Source organism: Streptomyces changchenzhani (assembly GCF_039766235.1).
In the GTDB taxonomy this organism is placed as follows: Bacteria; Actinomycetota; Actinomycetes; order Streptomycetales; family Streptomycetaceae; genus Streptomyces.
In genome coordinates, this window is sequence record NZ_JBDHNH010000003.1 from 211,140 (window position 1) to 228,174 (window position 17,035).

Annotated in this window: 12 protein-coding genes and 1 pseudogene; 8 read left to right on the top strand and 5 right to left on the bottom strand. The window is 71.0% G+C overall.

Going from position 1 to position 17,035, the window contains the following annotated elements; genetic code table 11:
• Positions 1-46: 46 nt before the first annotated feature.
• Both ABCR94_RS12415 and ABCR94_RS12420 read right to left on the bottom strand, forming a co-directional pair.
• Complete coding sequence (locus ABCR94_RS12415; protein WP_347119315.1) at positions 47-1,519, bottom strand: DUF6882 domain-containing protein; 1,473 nt, start codon at positions 1,517-1,519, stop codon at positions 47-49.
• Between the two features lie 166 nt (positions 1,520-1,685).
• Positions 1,686-2,642 (bottom strand): annotated as a pseudogene (locus ABCR94_RS12420) (D-2-hydroxyacid dehydrogenase family protein); the annotation flags it as partial.
• Positions 2,643-2,876: 234 nt separating this feature from the next.
• Here ABCR94_RS12420 and ABCR94_RS12425 point away from each other — a divergent pair.
• From ABCR94_RS12425 to ABCR94_RS12440, 4 genes are all read left to right on the top strand, one after another.
• Positions 2,877-4,004, top strand: coding sequence for a tetratricopeptide repeat protein (locus tag ABCR94_RS12425; protein ID WP_347119316.1), 1,128 nt, complete (start codon positions 2,877-2,879; stop codon positions 4,002-4,004).
• Positions 4,001-5,068 (top strand): polyprenyl synthetase family protein, encoded by a 1,068-nt coding sequence (locus ABCR94_RS12430; RefSeq protein ID WP_347119317.1) that lies wholly within the window; start codon positions 4,001-4,003, stop codon positions 5,066-5,068. The genes ABCR94_RS12425 and ABCR94_RS12430 overlap by 4 nt, the downstream gene beginning before the upstream one ends.
• Positions 5,069-5,439: 371 nt before the next feature.
• A complete protein-coding gene (locus ABCR94_RS12435; RefSeq protein WP_347119318.1) occupies positions 5,440-6,363 on the top strand; it encodes an NADP-dependent oxidoreductase in 924 nt (307 codons plus the stop codon).
• A 42-nt stretch (positions 6,364-6,405) separates the two neighbouring features.
• On the top strand, positions 6,406-7,353 hold the full coding sequence (locus ABCR94_RS12440; RefSeq protein WP_347119319.1) for an AraC family transcriptional regulator: 948 nt from the start codon (positions 6,406-6,408) through the stop codon (positions 7,351-7,353).
• Between the two features lie 109 nt (positions 7,354-7,462).
• Here ABCR94_RS12440 and ABCR94_RS12445 read toward each other — a convergent pair whose 3' ends face one another.
• Positions 7,463-8,200 (bottom strand): DUF4232 domain-containing protein, encoded by a 738-nt coding sequence (locus tag ABCR94_RS12445; protein ID WP_347119320.1) that lies wholly within the window; start codon positions 8,198-8,200, stop codon positions 7,463-7,465.
• 133 nt (positions 8,201-8,333) lie between these two features.
• Positions 8,334-11,078 carry an AfsR/SARP family transcriptional regulator gene (locus ABCR94_RS12450; RefSeq protein ID WP_347119321.1) on the bottom strand — a complete coding sequence of 915 codons (2,745 nt, stop codon included), beginning with the start codon at positions 11,076-11,078 and terminating at the stop codon, positions 8,334-8,336.
• 779 nt (positions 11,079-11,857) lie between these two features.
• Between ABCR94_RS12450 and ABCR94_RS12455 the strand changes: the two genes are divergently transcribed.
• The 4 genes from ABCR94_RS12455 (at position 11,858) to ABCR94_RS12470 (ending at position 15,734) form a co-directional block, all read left to right on the top strand.
• Positions 11,858-12,781, top strand: a complete 924-nt coding sequence (locus tag ABCR94_RS12455) for a MurR/RpiR family transcriptional regulator (protein ID WP_347119322.1) — start codon at positions 11,858-11,860, stop codon at positions 12,779-12,781.
• A gap of 558 nt (positions 12,782-13,339) precedes the next feature.
• Positions 13,340-13,735, top strand: a complete 396-nt coding sequence (locus ABCR94_RS12460; protein ID WP_347119323.1) for a hypothetical protein — start codon at positions 13,340-13,342, stop codon at positions 13,733-13,735.
• A gap of 122 nt (positions 13,736-13,857) precedes the next feature.
• Entirely contained in the window at positions 13,858-14,061 is a 204-nt protein-coding gene (locus tag ABCR94_RS12465; RefSeq protein ID WP_347119324.1) for an SDR family NAD(P)-dependent oxidoreductase, read from the top strand.
• A gap of 263 nt (positions 14,062-14,324) precedes the next feature.
• Positions 14,325-15,734, top strand: coding sequence for a S41 family peptidase (locus tag ABCR94_RS12470; protein WP_347119325.1), 1,410 nt, complete (start codon positions 14,325-14,327; stop codon positions 15,732-15,734).
• A 101-nt stretch (positions 15,735-15,835) separates the two neighbouring features.
• On the opposite strand, the gene ABCR94_RS12475 is transcribed toward ABCR94_RS12470, so the two are convergent.
• Complete coding sequence (locus tag ABCR94_RS12475; RefSeq protein ID WP_347119326.1) at positions 15,836-16,951, bottom strand: AI-2E family transporter; 1,116 nt, start codon at positions 16,949-16,951, stop codon at positions 15,836-15,838.
• Positions 16,952-17,035 lie beyond the last annotated feature (84 nt).

Consider the following 17,035-nt stretch of genomic DNA (forward strand, 5'->3'; position numbering starts at 1 on the left):
GATCGATCTGGAGTGGGGCTACCCGGATTGCCACTGGTTCTGTGCGTCACATGGTCGCGCTCATGAGCGTCCCGGGTGCGACCTGTGTGATGGTGCCGTCCGGGGCGAAGTACACCCGTACCTCGTAGGTGCCCACTACGCCGCTGATGAAGTCCGGCTGTCCGTAGTGCCACACCTGGAGACCGAGCCGCTCGAAGTACGACTGGGCCAGGGACCTCATGGTCTCCGAGCGGGTCTGCTGCTCGACGAGGCCTTGGAGCCAGCCGGCGCCGCCCCGGATGTCCGCCTCTGCCGCATCCAGGTCGATGACACCGCCCGTGGGGAGGCGTTCGTCGGTGACGGCCCAGAAGGTGTTCCCGACGGAGGTGAAGGCGTGGCCGGCCACGGACGCGGCCGTACGGGCCAGGGCCACCGCGACCGCCTCCCTCCGGGCGTACGGAGTCAGGTCCACCCGGTCGTCGGCCGGCTCCAGCAGGTCGTCGGCGCCGGGAGCCGGCCCGGCGGCCTCCCGGAGCCGGTCCCGGATGTCCTGTGTCCCGGGGGACCAGCGGAACCAGCCCTCCTCCGCATCGTAGGACCCGAGGTGACGAGCCGTCAGCCTGCCGCCGGGAAAACGGAGTTCCCCGCCCTCCTCGTCCCAGTGCGGTGGCCGCCCGGCGAACTCCAGGTGCTCGTCGGCGTACTCCACCACGGCCCGCGTCCGCAGGATCGAGAATGCGATCTCCCGCGCGGCCACCGCCAGCAGCTCCCTGGGGAACGTACGGTGCGGTGCGTCCGGAGAGAGGCGCGCCCCCGTCAGCTCCTGCTCGGGTGCCGTGTCGGACGCGGGTACGCCACCGTCCGCACCGCTGATCTCGATGCCGGAGAGCTCCTCTCCGTCCAGCGTCACCATCACGCGGTCACCGTTCTCCAGCACTCCCTCCACCCGGCCGGGCCCGTAGGACGGTTCGACGCCGTGCCGGGTGAACCAGCCCTGAACGGGCTTGAGGGCGGGACCGGGCAGCAGGGCGGCGCCGTTGCGCAGCGCCGTGGTGAGCCGGGCGGCCCGCGGCTCGGCGCGCGGTACGGCCGGGTCGTCGACGGCCATGAACAGACGGCCCCGCTCGTTGATGGTGCAGATCACGCCACCACGGGCGTCGAGCAGTCCCATGCAGGTCAGCAGCAGGTGGTCGGCGGCCAGCCGGGGGTCCGGGAAGTGGTTGAGGTCCGGCATGGGTTCGGTCAGCTCCGGCACTCCGGCCCGCTCGCCGAGCTCACGCAGCTCCAGGGAACGTGCCCCCGCGGGGGTGTCCCGGTACCCCTCGTTGGCCCACGCCCACATCCAGGTGCCGTCCAGGGCGTAGGTACCCAGGACATGACCGCGCAGAGTGATCCCCGAGCGGGTCACGGACGGCTCGTCCAGGTCGAAGGAGACCACACCGGCGGGGACCAGCGCGTCGAAGAGGTCCAGCTGTTCGCAGGCCCAGGCGAGGCCGGGCCGGGCGAGGGTGAGGAACTGGCTGCTGAAGGAGGTGGTCATGAGAGCTTTCCGGTCATCGGGGCGCTCCGCGCGTACGGGAGCGGGCATGCGTACGCTCTCATGACTGCGCCCGGCCGCCCTGCGGTTCCCGTCCGGGGGAGAGCGGGACCGTAGCCGACGGGCCCGCAACAGGATTCCCCGTTGCGCCCTCGGACGGAGACGGTCGGCCCAGGCGGCGTACGGGCGTGCCGGACAGGAACGCCTCGATGTCCTCGACGGCCTGCCCGTAGTAGGTCCGGTAGTTCCCCCGGGACACATAGCCGAGGTGCGGGGTGGCCAGCAGCCCGGGTGCCGAGCGCATCGGGTGACCGGCGGGCAGCGGCTCGACGTCGAACACATCGATCCCGGCGCCGGCGATCGTCCCCTCGTGCAACGCGCTGAGCAGGGCGTCCTGGTCGACGATGGCCCCGCGCGAGGTGTTGATGAGGTAGGCGTCCGGCTTCATCAGCGCCAGCTCGGCCGTGCCCAGCAGATCGCGGGTGCGCTCGCTCAGCGCGAGGTGCACCGACACGAAGTCGCTCTCCCGCAGCAGTTCCTCCTTGGAGGCGGCCAGGGTCACGCCGAACTCGGCGGTGCGTTCCTTGGTGAGGTTCTGGCTCCAGGCCATCACCTCCATGCCGAAGGCCGATCCGATCAGGGCGACCCGGCTGCCGATCTTCCCGAGTCCCAACAGGCCGAGCCGACGCCCGTGCAGGTCCGCGCCCTCCGTGGACTGCCAAGGGCCGCCCTCACGAAGCGCGTTGCTCTCACCCACGATGCCCCGGGCAAGGGCAAGCAGCAGCGCCCAGGTCAACTCCACCGGCGGGGACGACGAGCTCTGTGTTCCGCATACGGTCACTCCGTGATCCGCCGCTGCCGCCAGGTCGATCACCGAGTTGCGCATCCCCGAGGCCACCAGCAGCTTCAGCCGTGGCAACCGGCCGATCAGCGACGCCGGGAAGGGAACTCGCTCGCGCAGGGTGACCACGATGTCGAACTCCCTCAACCGTGCCACCAGCTCCTCCTCACCGGTGACGTGGTCGGTGAAAACACTGACCTTCACACGATCGGCGAGCGGGCTCCAGTCGGCGACGGTGGTGGCGATGTCCTGGAAGTCGTCGATGATGGCGCAGCGCAGTCGCATGTTGGTGGTCCCTCTGCTCTCGGTGGCTGTGACGTTCGGCCGGCCCGGCCGCGCCGTCGGTGTGTGTACGGCTCCCAGGGTAGGGAGGTACATCCCGCTGACTAGTTCCCGTGCCCCGCGTAGCACCCAGGGATGACCCAGGACGAACTCATAGAGGGATTCGTGGAACCCCCTCGCGCTCATACCGTCTTGATCGGCAAGGAAGATCAGAGAACGAGCGCGACGGTGGGTCCGATGGCACAGGTGGCACAGCACAAGACGGCGCAGGGCAAGGCGTTCGCCCCCGAATATCAGGGTGCACTCGGCTCGTTGTCGGTGAACTCGTCCCTGACCGATGTGCTGGCCAGAGGAATCGAGGAGCTGCGGACGGCCCAACAAGCCGGTGAGCAGCGGGACATGGCGCGCTGTGGGCTCGCCGTCGCGGAGGCGTACCGGCGGCTGGGGAACATAGCGGAGGCCGACCGGGCGTGGAAGGCGAGCTATCGCGCGGCTCGTACGGCCGGGGACCTCGGGGCGATGGCGTGGGCGCTGTGGAGCGGCGGCACCCTCGCCCGCCAGCGGGGCGCGCTGCCGCTCGCGTACCGGCTGCTCGCCCTCGCGGCCGAGCAGGGCAAGCGTGGCGGGGATGTGGTCGTACGCGGCTACTCACTCGCCGGACTCGCGGAGACCGGCCGCATCCAGGGCGACTACAAAGCGGTCGGTGAACTGCACGAACAGCTGCTCGCCGAGGCCCGTCGGCGCGGCGAGGCACGGCACACGGTGTGGGCGCTGGAGGGCATCGCGCAGATGCACCGCAACACCGGTTCGTACGACACGGCTCTCACCCTCTTCGAGGAGGCGGCCGAGACCGCCGGAGCAGCCGACGACCGGCGTGGCCGGGCCTGGGCGCTTCGCGGGATCGCCGATGTGGTGTCGGTGCGCGACGGCGATGTGGAGCGCGCGTTGGCGCTGCTCACCGAGGCCGAACTGGCCTGCAGGGCAATGGAATTGTCGAGCGCGCTGGCCTACAACCACAAGATGCGCGGCAATGTGCTCTACCGGGCGGGCCGGTACGCGGAGGCCGGCGAGAACTACACGCAGGCGCTCGCCGAGTTCCGCGCGATGGACGAACCGCGCGGCACCGCACTGTCCCGGCTCGGGCTCGCCAAGGCGCTGGCCAGGCTCGGACAGGACCCGGTGGAGACCACCGCGGAGCTGACCGTACTGCGCCGGGACCTGGAGCGGATCGGTCTGCGGCACGCACGGGACATGGTGGCCAAGGCCGCGGCGGAGCTGGGGGTGGGGCCGCTGCCCGGCGAGGACCCCGTGCCCACCGCCGGACAGGAGCCGCTGCCGGCCGTCCGGGCGGGAGCGGCACGATGACGATCCCCGCCACCGCGCCGGTGGAATCCGCGGCCGTCGCCGCGCCCCGCATACTGGGCCGCTGCCGCGAGCTGGTGCGCCCGGCCATGGTCGACGCCATCGGACGGCTCCACCCGTGGACGGGCGAGATGGCCGCATTTTCGCTCGGCTGGCATGACGCGGGCGGCACCCCGGATCCCGGCGCGTCCGAGGGCAAGGGCGTACGTCAGGCCCTCGCCGTCCTGAGCGCCGAGGCAGTCGGAGCGGACAGTCGATCCGCCGTCGCGGGCGCGGTCGCCGTGGAGCTGGTCCACGCCTTCTCGCTGCTCCACGACGACATCATGGACGGCGACGGGATGCGCCGGCAGCGGGAGACCGTGTGGAAGGCGTACGGCACCGGCCCCGCCGTCCTCGCCGGGGACGCGCTCTTCGCGCTCGCCATGCAGACCCTCGCCGAGGCACCGGGCCCCCACACGGCCGCCGCAGTCCGGTGCCTGTGCGAGACGCTCGCCGAACTGGTGCGGGGCCAGGCGGAGGACCTGCTCTTCGAGGCGCGCCCCTGGACCGGGCCCGACGCCGTACGGCCGGACGAGTACCGGTCCATGGCCGAGCGCAAGACCGGCGCCCTCCTGGGCTGCGCCGCCGCGCTGGGCGCCCTGCTCGGCGGGGCTCCGCCGCGGACCGTGACGGCACTCGACCGGGCCGGACGCCACCTCGGTGTGGCCTTCCAGGCCGTGGACGACCTGCTGGGCATCTGGGGCGACCCGGTGGTGACCGGCAAGCCCGTTCATGGTGATCTCCGCAAGCGCAAGAAGACCTATCCCGTGCTCGCGGCCCTTGCCGGGGACGGCAGCAGTGCCCGTGAACTCGCCCTGCTGCTCAACTCCCCGCAGCCTCTCGACGACCGTGCCGCGTCGCACGCGGCCGGGCTCGTCGACCTGGCGGGCGGGCGCGCCGCCACGGTGGAGGAGGCCCGTCGCCACCTCGACGCGGCCCGCGACTGCCTGGACGGCGTCCCGCTCGACCCGTGCGCGTCGCGGGACCTTCGGACGCTGCTCACCTTCCTGCTCCACCGCACGGTGTGAGTTCCCGCTGCGCCGTGCGGTACGGGTGGGTGCTGCGGCTCACAGCTGCGGGGTGGTGTCGTCCAGGGCTGTAGGGGCGGGCGGGGGCGCCGGGCTGTGCCCGGCGAACCGGACCGGTGCCTGGAAGCGGGCCTTGCGGGCGGCGCGGCGGATGGTGCCCGCGGGCGGCGGGCCCGCAGCATGCTCTGCACCGGTTGGGGCGCGAAGCGCATATAGCCGATAACGCCACCCGGCAAGACGCTGGGACATGTAGATGAGACGGAAGGCTATTCTCCGGCTCGTTCGCTCTCCCTACGGTTGAGGACACCAAGCAGCACACCAAGCAGCACACCGAGCCGGGCATCAGCCGGCCGAACCTCAGGGAGCCCACCGTGCGCGCAATGATCCAGAAGTCCTTCGGCGGACCCGAGGTCCTCGAACTCGTGGACAGCGAGCGGCCGACACCGCTGGCCGGGGAAGTCCTCGTCAAGGTCCATGCCAGTGCGATCAATCCGGTGGACGTAGCCGTCAGGTCCGGCGCCTTCCCGCTGCTCGGCGAGCCGCCGTTCGGCGTGGGCTGGGACATCTCCGGAGTGGTCGAAGAGGTGGGCCCCGGCGCCGGGTTCGTGGTGGGTGACGAGGTCTATGGCATGCCGTTCTTCCCCCGGGCCGCCAGCGGATACGCCGAGTACGTCGCCGCCCCGTCGCGCCAACTGGCCCGTAAGCCCGTCTCGCTCGACCATGTGCACGCTGCAGCCGTCCCTCTCGCGGCGCTCACGGCCTGGCAGGGCCTGGTCCGGGCGGCAGACGTCAAGGAGGGCGACCGGGTGCTGATCCAACGGGCGGCCGGCGGCGTCGGCCACTTCGCGGTGCAGATCGCGAAGGCACGCGGCGCCCATGTGATCGCCATCGCCAGTGCGGCCCGGCACGACTTCGTCACCGGCCTCGGCGCCGACGAGGTCATCGACTACCGGACCACCGACTTCGCCAAGGTCGTCAAGGACGCCGATGTGGTCCTCGACTCCACGGCCCAGGGTGACCTCTCGCTCGGCGTGCTGCGCCCCGGCGGCGTACTCATCACCATCCTGGAGCACGGCGACGAGAAGCTCGCAGCCCGCGTCGAGGCGGCCGGCCGGCGCTTCGCCGGCATCCTGGTCGAGCCGGACCACGTTGCACTCGAAGCGATCGCCGAGCTGATCGACGCTGGACGGATCCGCCCGTACGTCGAGCGGTCCTTCCCGCTGGAGGAAGCCGGTAAGGCCCATGACCTGGTCGCCGCGGGACACGTACAGGGCAAGATTGTCCTGACGGTCTGAACGGTCCGACCGCGACCGACCACCCCAGGAGGGCGAGGCCCGATGGACATCCTGACCGAGGCGCTGGCTTCCATGCGTACCGGGCACCCGGCGTCCGTACGGACCAACGGCCGCGCCCCCTGGGGTCTGCGGCTGCCGCCGGTCGCGGGCGCCGGATTCCATGTGGTGCTGTACGGCACCTGCTGGCTGGTCCCACTGCGCGATGCCGCGGATCCCGCACCGTCCCTGAAACCGATTCCGCTCAGCCCCGGCGATGTGGTCTTCCTGCGCGACGGGCGGGGCCATATTCTCGCCGACCACCCCTCCACCCCGACCGAGGAGCCCAAGGGCGAGCAGTTCCTGTGTGGCTCACCGATCGGCTCGCTCACCATCGGCGGGGACGGTCCCGAGACCAGCCTGCTGTGCGGCAACTACCACCTGGACCAGGGCCGCCCGCACCCCCTGGTGCGCCAGCTCCCCGAGGTGATCCACCTGTCGACGCGGCACGGCCGCCATCCCGAGCTGAGCGCCGCCGTGCAACTCCTCGGCTCCGAGCTGGAGAACCCGCGCATGGGCTCCGACGGCATCGTCCCCTCCCTGATCGACTCGCTGCTCCTCTACATCCTGCGGGCCTGGCTGGACGACCAGACCCCGGCCGCCGCCCAGGGCTGGGCGGCGGCGCTGGGCGACTCGGCGGTGGCGCCCGCCCTGTCGGCCATTCACGACGACCCCGCCGCCCAGTGGACGGTCGAATCCCTGGCCGGGCGGGCCGGGCTCTCCCGCGCCGCCTTCGCCCGGCGGTTCGCCACGCTGGTCGGCGAACCGCCGATGGCCTACCTGACCCGCTGGCGCATGACCACCGCCGCCCGACTGCTGCGCGAGTCCGACGCGCCGCTGACGACGGTCGCCGCCCGCACGGGGTACGGCTCGGAGTTCGCCTTCGCCAAGGCCTTCAAGCGGGAGTACGGCCTGGCGCCGGGCGGCTACCGGCGGCAGACCGGAGCGGCTTAGGCGTATTCGCCCGGCGCGGTTGACGCGGTCGCCGGGGCGCCGGCCGGCGAGTGCCGCCGCTCAGTACTGCTCCGCGGCTCCGCGCTTCGCCATTGCCCCGATCGGAGATTCAGAAATTGTAGGGCTTGGCAGCGTTCCAGTTCAGGACGTCGGCGTTGGACCAAGTGAACTTCGAGGGCGCGCCCTTGGCGTCGAATGCGTCCTGCTCGGTACCCGGACCGGTGTCGCCGGTCCGGTCGCGCATGGCGAGCGACAAGGTCACCGACGTGTGGGTCTTCGCGTTGTCGGTGAAGAGGTTCACAGCCGAGTAGACCCTGCCACCGGGCTTGATCGTGGTGCGGGTACCGCCGCCCGGGGCGTCCTTGGCCGAGTGGCGCACGACGTTCGAGGTGTCCCCGAGCATGACCGACGGATACGAAGTGACCCAGCAGGGCTTGCTGTCGGCGTTGCGCGCGGTGATCAGGAGGTGCTCGCCCTGCTGCCTCACGAAGCGGTGCAGTACGGAGTACGACATCTCGTCGCCGTTGCACGGACGCGTGCCTGCCGACCCGGCAGCGCCCTTGCCGGAACTGGTGACGGTGCCCGAGCCGGTCTCGGATGTCCCCTTCTCGGACGTGCCCTTCTCGGCGGACGGAGGGGAAGCCTCCGCCCCAGTTTCGCCGCCCGCACTCCCCGTCGTCCCCGAGCCCTTCGCCCCGTCGGCGTCCCCGCTGCTGCTCCTCGCGTCGGGCTTTGCACTGCTGGTGTCGCCGGCCGTGCTGTCCGGGCCGCCGCAGGCGGCCAGGGTCAGGGTCAGAGCGGCGGTGGTGGCGGCCAGGGCGGCGGTGCGGATTCGGGACGTAGACATGCTGAGTTCCCCCCGTGGGGTGGTGCGTGAAGCGCGGGCGTGCGCCCGCTGTGGACACCAGCTTGGCCGGACCCGCTGGTGTTCCGCTCACGCGCGGCTGATGTCGGGCTGACGCCACCGTCCGCGCACCCGCTCAGGTCCTGGCCATGAGCCGCACCATCGCCGTGTCGTACTGCGCCCGCAGCCCCACATCCGCCGACACCCTCAGCAGAGCGCCCAAGGCCCGCACCACACCCTCGTCGTAGCCGAGCGATTCCGCCTCGCGCACCGCACCCTCCAGCCGCCGGATGCCCTCGGCCTCGTCGCCCATCCCGAGCAGTGCCTCGCCGGCCGCCGTCAGCAACAGCACCCGCGACGCCGTCGGTGTGTCCGACGAGCCGTCGAGCGCGAGCGCGGCGACGGCCGTGTCGAGAGCGGGCTGCCACTCCCTGGTGTCCAGCCGGTGCCGGGCGAGGTGGTGCAGGGCCAGCCGCTCGGTGTGCCGGTCGCCGGCGCTGTGGGCCAGTTGAGCCGCCAGTACGCACCCCTCGGCCGCCTCTTCCGGGCTGCCGAGAGCCGCTTGGGCCAGCGACAGGTTGACCCGCGCTGTCGCCTCGCCACGCAGATCGCCGGCCCTGGCGGCGAGCGCGGGGGCGGCCTCCAGATGGACCAGCGCCTCACGAGTGCGACCCTCCTCGGTCAGCACCCAACCGAGCAGCGCCAGGACGCGCGACTCGGCGCGGGTATCGGCATCGGCCCTCGCGGCGTCAAGTGCCGTCTGTAGCAGGGGAGTCCAGCCGTCAAGGACCCGCCACACCATCTGCGGCCACAGCGCCAGGATGATCCGCCAGGTTCTGCTGTGCAGTCCGGCGGCGTGTGCTGCGGCCGCCGCCAGGGTCAGGTCGTCACGTTCGGCCGCGTACCAGGCCATGGCCTGGTCGCGGTCCGCGAACTTCCTGATCGCCCGGGGCGGGTGGAAATCCGCGGGAAGCTCGAAGCACGACTCGTCGCCGGGCTCGACCGCGTCGGCCGCGGCCAGGGCGGTGGCCACACTGTGGTCGAGTACCCGGACGACAGCGTCGGGCTCGGCGTCCAGGCCGCGCGCGTACAGCCGTACGAGATCGTGCAGCGTCCAGCGCCCCGGCCCGGTCCGGTTGACGAGGTGGGCCGCCGTCAGCCTGTCCAGCGCGGCCTCGGCCGTGACCGGGTCCGTGCCGGCCAGGGCCGCCGCGGTATACCGGTCGACGTGGGTGCCGGGGTGGCGGCCGAGATGCGCGAAGTGGTGTGCGGCGTCCTCGGGCAGTCGGCGTACGGTGAGCCGCAGGGCTGCCCGTACACCGGTGTCCTCCACGTCCAACAGCCCCAAACGGCTTGACTCGTCGGACAGTTCGGCGCTCATCGCGCTCAGGGACCAGTCCGGCTGATCCGCCAGCCTGGCGGCGGCCACCCGTAGCGCGAGGGGGAGCCCGCCGCACAGCTCGGCCAGCCGGCGGGCGGCCACCGCCTCCGCGAGCACCCGCTCCTTGCCGAGCACCGCGGCCAGCAGGGCCGTGCCGTCCTCCGGTTCGAGTACGTCCACGGGGACGGGACGGGCGGCGTCGGAGGCGATCAGGCCACGCAGCCGATACCGGCTGGTGACCACGGTGACGCACCGTACGCCGCCCGGCAGGAGCTCTCTGACCTGCTCGGAGCCGCGCGCATTGTCGAGTACGACCAGGAGTTGACGGTCGGCGGCAAGGGACCGGAACAGCGCGGACGCGCCGTTCGCCGACTCCGGGATCCGGCGCGGCGCGACACCCAGCGCCAGCAGGAACTCCCGCAGCACCTCGACGAGGGTCGGCTCTCCCGTATCGCTGAAGCCGCGCAGATCCGCGTAGAGCAGACCGCCGGGAAAACCGGCGCGGTTGCGGTGTGCCCAGTGCACCACCAGGGCGGTCTTGCCCACTCCTGCGGGCCCGGTGACCAGGCAGACAGGTGCTTCGCCCGCGGCGGCGCGGGACAGTGCGGTGAGTTCGCCGGCGCGGCCGTGGAAGCCGCGCGGCATGCGCGGCAGCAGGTCGACCGTGGTGGGGAGGGGAGAGTGCGGCGGTCCGTGCTGCGTTACGGGTACGGTCACGGGCGCCGCCGGGGCCGAAGCCGGAGTGTCCTGCGCTTCTTCACCCTCCCCGCGCAACGCCACGGCGTAGGCGTCGGCGAGCTCCCGGCCCGGGTCCACGCCCAGCTCGTCGGCGAGCAGCCGCCGGGTGCGGTGGAACCAGTCGAGTGCCTCCGAGCGGCGTCCGGCCCGCTGAAGTGCCGTCATGAGAGCGGCGGACAACGATTCGCGCAGCGGCTGTACGTCGGCCTCCGCCCGCAGTACAGCCGCGGCTCGGGCGTGTTCACCCAACCGTGCGTAGCCCGCGGCCAGTGATTCGACGGAGGCCAGCCGCAGCTCTTCCAGCGCGTGTGCGGCGGCCTGCAGCGGCGGACTCGGATACGCGCCGGCCAGCGCGGGCCCCTGCCACAGCGACAGCGCCTCCTGGTATATTGCCACGGCGTCGGCCGGTGCCCGCTGACCGCGGGCCAGCGTCACCAGCTCTTCGAAACGGTGCGCATCCAGCAAGCTCTCCGGCATCCGCAGGACGTATGCCGTGCCCTGGGTGGCCAGTTCGACCCCGTACATCTCGGCGTCCGCCTCGGCGAGCAGGACCCTCAGCCGCGAAACATGGCCCTGGATGACGCTGCGGGCACGCGGCGGCGGTTCGTGGTCCCACAGTGTGGCCATCAGCTGGTCCACCGGGACAGGGCGATTGGGTCTCAGCAGCAGAGCGGCGAGCAGGCTGCGCCGTTTGGCGGGACCGAGTGGCAGTTCGCCGGATCGGGTGGCGACGGAAACCGCTCCGAGCAGCCGGAACTCCACTGACGCAACTCCTTCTGGGGTAAAGAGCCAGATTATCGGAGGTGGGGCGAGCGAATCCGCGCCCACGGGGCGACCGGTGGTGCCGTTTGTCACTGCCGTCCACGGTTTCCGCGGGCGGTGGAGCCGGTGCCTCGTGACGCGACGATCGAAGATCGCCCGTAGGCCGGCGTCCTGCGGGCCGACAGCCTCCGTACGGTCGTACTCGTCTCTTTTTCGTCCTCGTCGGAGCGAGCGCCGTCACCTGCGCACTCAGGCGGGCGGCGCCCCGGCGAGTGATCTCCCGCAGGACGGACCGAAGGCGCCACGCGGAACGTGGTGCTGCGACTCTCTCGATGGCCGAGAGCGAAGAATGCCACTGGTGGAAATCAGTAACTACCTTGACCTAAAAACGACATGAGAGAGCGTCAGCTCCGGGCCCGCCCCGGCCAACACCTGTCCGTCCGCGCGGGCGATACGGACGCGCTCCTCCAGCAACGTGGACCCGGAGACGGTATCCGCCTCCAGGGGGCGGGTGAAGAAGCGGGTGTCGACGCCGCTGCTACCGGGGGCCGGGCGGAGTATCCAGGTTGTGTGATGCTTTCGAATCGGCTGAAGATCCGGTTGAGGTCGTGCTCGGCGAGGCCGAAGCGGGCGCAGGCCCGGTGGCGGCCTGGCCCGGACCGGCGGCTCGAACTGGTCCCTTCTGGTGCGGTTCACCCGTGTTCCGCCCGGCACAGCCACTTGTGACCACGGTGGGTGAGCTATGTTGAACACGAGTGGGACGAGAAGGAGGCACGCCGGTGCCATCAGGGCAGCAGGCACGCGCACAGGCGTCCGTGATCACGCCGGGAAAGTCATCTCCTGACACCGAGGCGGCTCCCACGGACAGAGTCCTCGCCCTGTTCGGCGGCCACCGGCTTTCCCCCGCGCAGCGGCGCATCGCTCAGTACTTGGTCGATCACCTCACTGAAGCGGCCTTCCTGTCGATCACCGACCTTGCCGAGCGCGTGGGAGTCAGCCAGCCGTCAGTGACCCGCTTCGCGTCCTCGCTGGGCTTCAGCGGGTTCCCCGCGCTGCGAGAGGCTCTGCAGCCCATCGCGCTGAGTGCCGTCGCCGGTTCCCCGGAAACCCGGGAAGAGATCCGGCGCAATGAGCTACAGGCGGCCGTCGACGCGGAGATCGAGAATCTGGAGAATCTGCGCCGCGTCCTCGCCGACCCCCACCACGTACTCGACATCGGCCGCGAGCTGGCCCGGTCGGTGCCTCTGACGATTCTGGGACTGCGTATCTCCGCGTCGCTGGCGGAGTACTTCGCGTATGCCGCGCGGCGGATCCATCCCGACGTACGGCTGGTGACGCGCGGCGGGAGCGTCGCCTACGACGCGCTGCTCCAGTCGCGGGCCGTGGGTGGGACGTGGGTCCTGGCGTTCGCGATGCCCAGGCACGCCAACGAGACCTTGGCGGCGATGCGGGCCGCCCGCAGTACGGGGTTGCGCGTCGCGCTGATCACGGACCTGACGTTTGGATCGCTCGTCGACGAGGCCGACGTCACGCTCAGCGCCAGCACCGGATCCCGGCTCGTTTTCGACTCGTACTCCGCGCCGGGCGTCATGGCGGCCGCCGTGCTCCAGGCGATGGCGGACGCCGATCCCGAACGGACGCAGGTGCGTCTTGAGGGGTACGAGCAGGTCGCCGAGCAGCACGACTTCTTCCTTGAGGACTGACGAGGGCTGACGAGGGCTGACTTCGGACCGCCGAGCCGTCGGTTGGTGCTGTCGGGTCCGGGCGCGGTCCGGTGTGCTGTCGCAGAGTCGGGGGCGGGCGGGAATCCATCACGGAGCGTGCGTATTTACGCGGATCAGGCATGAATGTTTTCATGCCCTTGCGTACTCGACGGTATATATGTTTACTACTCGTGGCTCTACGGTGCACCGTAGGCGCCGACCAGACCTGTCCCCCTCAATGAAGAGAAGTCTCCGGTCCGCACCATGCACATCACCTCTCCACCTGCCCCGCCCGACGCACTGGCGTTGCGGGGCGGCCGCACCGGGCGTCGGCCCGGTGACGCCCGGCACCGCGGTCGCCCGCGTTCCTGCGGGCTATTCGACTGAACGCCATGGGACCGCGCTGACCTCCTCGCGCCAGTCCCGTGACGTTCCCGTCGGGCGCTCCGTCCACTTGCGGACGCCCGACCCCCGGCGGCTCCGGTCTACCCCTGGGCCGGGGCCGCCACAACATCCCGCGGTCAGAGCCCACCCGTACCACCTTCGGAAGCGACGACGATGTCCCCGACCACCACCTCATCGATCAGCTCGGACTGGCCTTGCCAGGTCAAGGCTCCAGGCAGCCCGGACTGGGAGCGCACGGCCGCCCGCTGGCTTCGAGACCTCCTGCCGGCCCGCTATGCCGGCTACTCGACCCTCACCCGGCATCCCATTCTCCTGGCGCGTCACGCGCAGCTGCAGATTCAGCACGAGATCCGCGCCGTGCGGGTGGCGCTGCAGACCTGCCGGGCGGAGCTGCCCACGCTCGGGGTCGCCGAGACAATCATTGAGGGCACCATCAGGCTGTACGCCGTCGAACTGGAGCAGCTCGACCGGCTGGCCCGTGCTGTGCGGCTCATCACCGAAGCGCTCCTGGCGGGAAGTCAGCCGCAGCGCAGACGTTCGCGCGTATAGCAGCACTTCCGCCAAGCCCCGCCGGCCGGTACGCGGCGGACCCGATGCCGCGGTCCGGTCGTCCTTCCCGGCGACGATTGTGTCGGCGTGCCGCGCGGCCCCCGCGGGGCAGCACCATCACGATGACCCGGCCCTGCCGGGCCTCTTCGCGTACGAGGCCCGGGTGCGTCGCGCTGGTCACCGGCGCGGGGCAGGGCAGCGGCGAAGCCGTCGTCCGGGCCCTGCCCGCCCGCGGCGCCACTGTCGCGGCCACCGACCGGAAGCCGGAGGGCGTCACCGCGCTCGCCGAATCCGTCGAGAAGGACCGCGCGGCGGGCCACCTGTAGGAATCGTGCGCGGTGGCCTCGTCGGCGGCCGTAGGCGGGGCGCGATCGAGGGGAGGCGCGGGCCGGTGTGCCCCGGCATCGGGAGTGCCGCCGCGTACGGGGGGTGGCCCCAGCGGTGGGAGTGGGGGTGTCCGGATGGTCTGCGCGGGTGATGCGGGGGAGTCTGGTTGCGGCAGGAATGCGGGGCAGGGCGAGGGGGATCAGCGATGTTCGGAAGCAAGGGACGGGCGGGTCGGCTTTGGGGAGCACAGCTGTGTGCGGCGGTGGCTGTGGCGGCTACGGTGGCGGCACCGGCGACGGCTTCGTCGGGGTCCGCCCGGGGCGGCGCCGACACCGCATACGGCCAGCGGTCCACGTGGGGCGCAGCTCTGGACGGTGTGTGGCGCAGTGATGGCTACCAGCAGTATCTGACTGTCGATCAGGGGCGGCTCCGTACCTACGAGATGTCCGCGGCCGGATGTCTGCCCGGCCGCAACGAGTTGACGGCGTCACGTCCGGGGCTGCGGGGCGGCGTACCGTTCCGCAACGCCGAAGGCGTACGGCAGTTGACGCTGAGCGCCGACGGCTCCGCCGCTGCCCGCCTCTCCCCGGCCGGATCGGTGGGCGTACAGCGATTGAAGCGAGTGGCGACGCTGCCCGCCAATTGTGCGAGCCCGCCGTCCGACGACCCGGTGCACACCTTCGACGTGTTCTGGGCCACGCTCAAGGAGAACTATCCGTTCTTCCACGACAAGGGAATCGACTGGGATGCGGTACGTGAGAGGTACCGCCCTCAGGTGGACGGGAACACCAGTGACGACCGGCTCTTCACGATCCTGAGCGCGATGATCGAGCCGCTGCACGACCTCCACACGAGCCTTTCTGACGGCGGCGACGGTCCCGACGGGCGTAGGACCGTCGGCCTGCGCCCTGGAACGCCGTATCCCACCTCCGAGTACTTGGCGGACGTGGAGAAGGCGACCCGCGCGCAGCTTCCGCGGGAGGCGCGGCGCTACGCCGACGGCAAGGTCCAGTTCGCCGATCTGCCCCAGGGCATCGGCTATCTGCGGATCACCTCCTTCGCCGCGTACGGCGAGCGGGACGACGCCGACGCCGATGCCCGCATCCTGGACGCCGCCCTGGACAAGATCCTCACCCAAGGCCGTATCCGAACACTCCGGGGCCTGGTGGTCGACCTGCGGTTCAACGGCGGAGGCTCTGACGCCCTCGGCATCCAGATCGCCGAGCGGCTGACCGACCGCCCGTACACCGCCTATACCAAGCGCGCCCGCAACAACCCGGACGACCCCGCGAGCTACACCGCCGGGCAGCCGGTCCGAGTCCGGCCGGCGTCGGGGGTTCCCCGCTACACGGGGGGCGTGGCGGTGCTCACCGGACCGCTGACGATCAGTGTGGGGGAGACCTTCACCCAGTCACTGATGGGCCGCCACCCCGCCCCGCTGCGGATCGGTGAGAACACCCAGGGGGTGTTCTCGGACACCATGGACCGATCGTTGCCGAACGGCTGGAGTCTCACTCTGCCCAACGAGAAGTACCTCAACGCGGCAGGCTCCAGCTACGACGGCGCCGGCATCCCGCCCCAACGCACCGAGCCGGTCTACGCGAAGGACGACGTCGAGCGCCTCCGTGACCCTGCCTTGAACCGGGCCCTGCGAGAGCTCCGTTCGCGGTAGGCGTGCGGGTAGATGTCCCGGTCCGGGCCACCGCCACGGGAGTCGGCGGATGGCGGCGGCTGCCGCACCCGGCTCAGCCGTGTCGTGGTCGGGGCGAGGTGCTACGACGGGACAGGCGCATCGGGGTGGGCCTGGTCGGTCTCCGGCTCCTGCGGCGGGTCGCTGAGCTGCTCGCGCAGATAGTTCCAGGCCACCGCGATCAGCGCGGCCAGCGGTACCGCGAGGAGGCTGCCGACGACGCCGGCCAGACTGCCGCCCAACGCCACCGCCAGCAGGATCACCGCCGCATGGAGACCCAGCCCGCGACTCTGGATCATGGGCTGGAATACGTTGCCCTCAAGTTGCTGCACCACGATGATGATCACCAGCACGATCAGTGCGTCTGTCAGGCCGTTCGACACCAACGCGATGAGCACCGCGACCAGACCGGCGAACAGGGCACCCACGATCGGCACGAACGCGGACACGAAGGTCAGCACTGCCAGCGGGAGCACCAGGGGTACCCCCAGAATCCACAGGCCGAGGCCGATGAAGACGGCGTCGAGCAGGCCGACGAATGCCTGGGAACGCACGAACGCGCCAAGGGTTTCCCAACAGCGTGCGGCCACGATCGGGACATCGGTGGCGAGGCGGCCGGGGAGCTGGCGGGTGAGCCACGGCAGGAACCGCGGGCCGTCCTTGAGGAAGAAGAACATCAGGAAGAGCGCCAGGACGGCAGTGATGACGCCGTTCAATACCGTGCTCACGCCCGTAACGACGGCGGTGACCATGCTGCCGGCGCTGCTCTGAATACGGTCGATCGAGGCGTCGAAGGCACCTGAGAGCTGGTCGTCGCCGATGTTCAGCGGTGGCCCGGCGGCCCACTCGCGCAGCTTTTGGATGCCCTCGACCACACCGTCGGCCAACTCACCGGACTGGGACGCCACCGGTACCGCGATCAGTGCCACGATGCCGGAGACAAGCAGGAGAAACAGCACGGTCACCACCGACGCGGCCAGGGCGGGGCGCCACCCGCGCCGGCGCAGCAGACGAGCCAGGGGCCAGGTCAGTGTGGTGAGCAACAGCCCCACTATGAGAGGCCAGACGACCGACCACATCTGGCCCAGAAGCCACAGGGCCACCGCAGCCATGACGAGGACCAGCAGCAACTCAACGGAGACACGCGCCGACGTTCGGAGCGTGGCGGCGGCTTTTGTGGAACTCAACGTGGCAGACATGGGGTCACCCTAGTTGGTGGGTCGGTCGCGCTTCGGTGGCGACCCGGGTGGGTGGATGTGGTCATCGGGGACGGCCCTTCGGGG

What these genes read in the sequence shown, in the direction of transcription:
- ABCR94_RS12460 (WP_347119323.1), top strand. Translation starts at nt 13,340, where the DNA reads ATGTCCCCGACCACCACCTCATCGATCAGCTCGGACTGGCCTTGCCAG.
- ABCR94_RS12465 (WP_347119324.1), top strand. Translation starts at nt 13,858, where the DNA reads ATGACCCGGCCCTGCCGGGCCTCTTCGCGTACGAGGCCCGGGTGCGTC.
- ABCR94_RS12430 (WP_347119317.1), top strand. Translation starts at nt 4,001, where the DNA reads ATGACGATCCCCGCCACCGCGCCGGTGGAATCCGCGGCCGTCGCCGCG.
- ABCR94_RS12425 (WP_347119316.1), top strand. Translation starts at nt 2,877, where the DNA reads ATGGCACAGGTGGCACAGCACAAGACGGCGCAGGGCAAGGCGTTCGCC.
- ABCR94_RS12440 (WP_347119319.1), top strand. Translation starts at nt 6,406, where the DNA reads ATGGACATCCTGACCGAGGCGCTGGCTTCCATGCGTACCGGGCACCCG.
- ABCR94_RS12475 (WP_347119326.1), bottom strand. Translation starts at nt 16,951, where the DNA reads ATGTCTGCCACGTTGAGTTCCACAAAAGCCGCCGCCACGCTCCGAACG.
- ABCR94_RS12445 (WP_347119320.1), bottom strand. Translation starts at nt 8,200, where the DNA reads ATGTCTACGTCCCGAATCCGCACCGCCGCCCTGGCCGCCACCACCGCC.
- ABCR94_RS12415 (WP_347119315.1), bottom strand. Translation starts at nt 1,519, where the DNA reads ATGACCACCTCCTTCAGCAGCCAGTTCCTCACCCTCGCCCGGCCCGGC.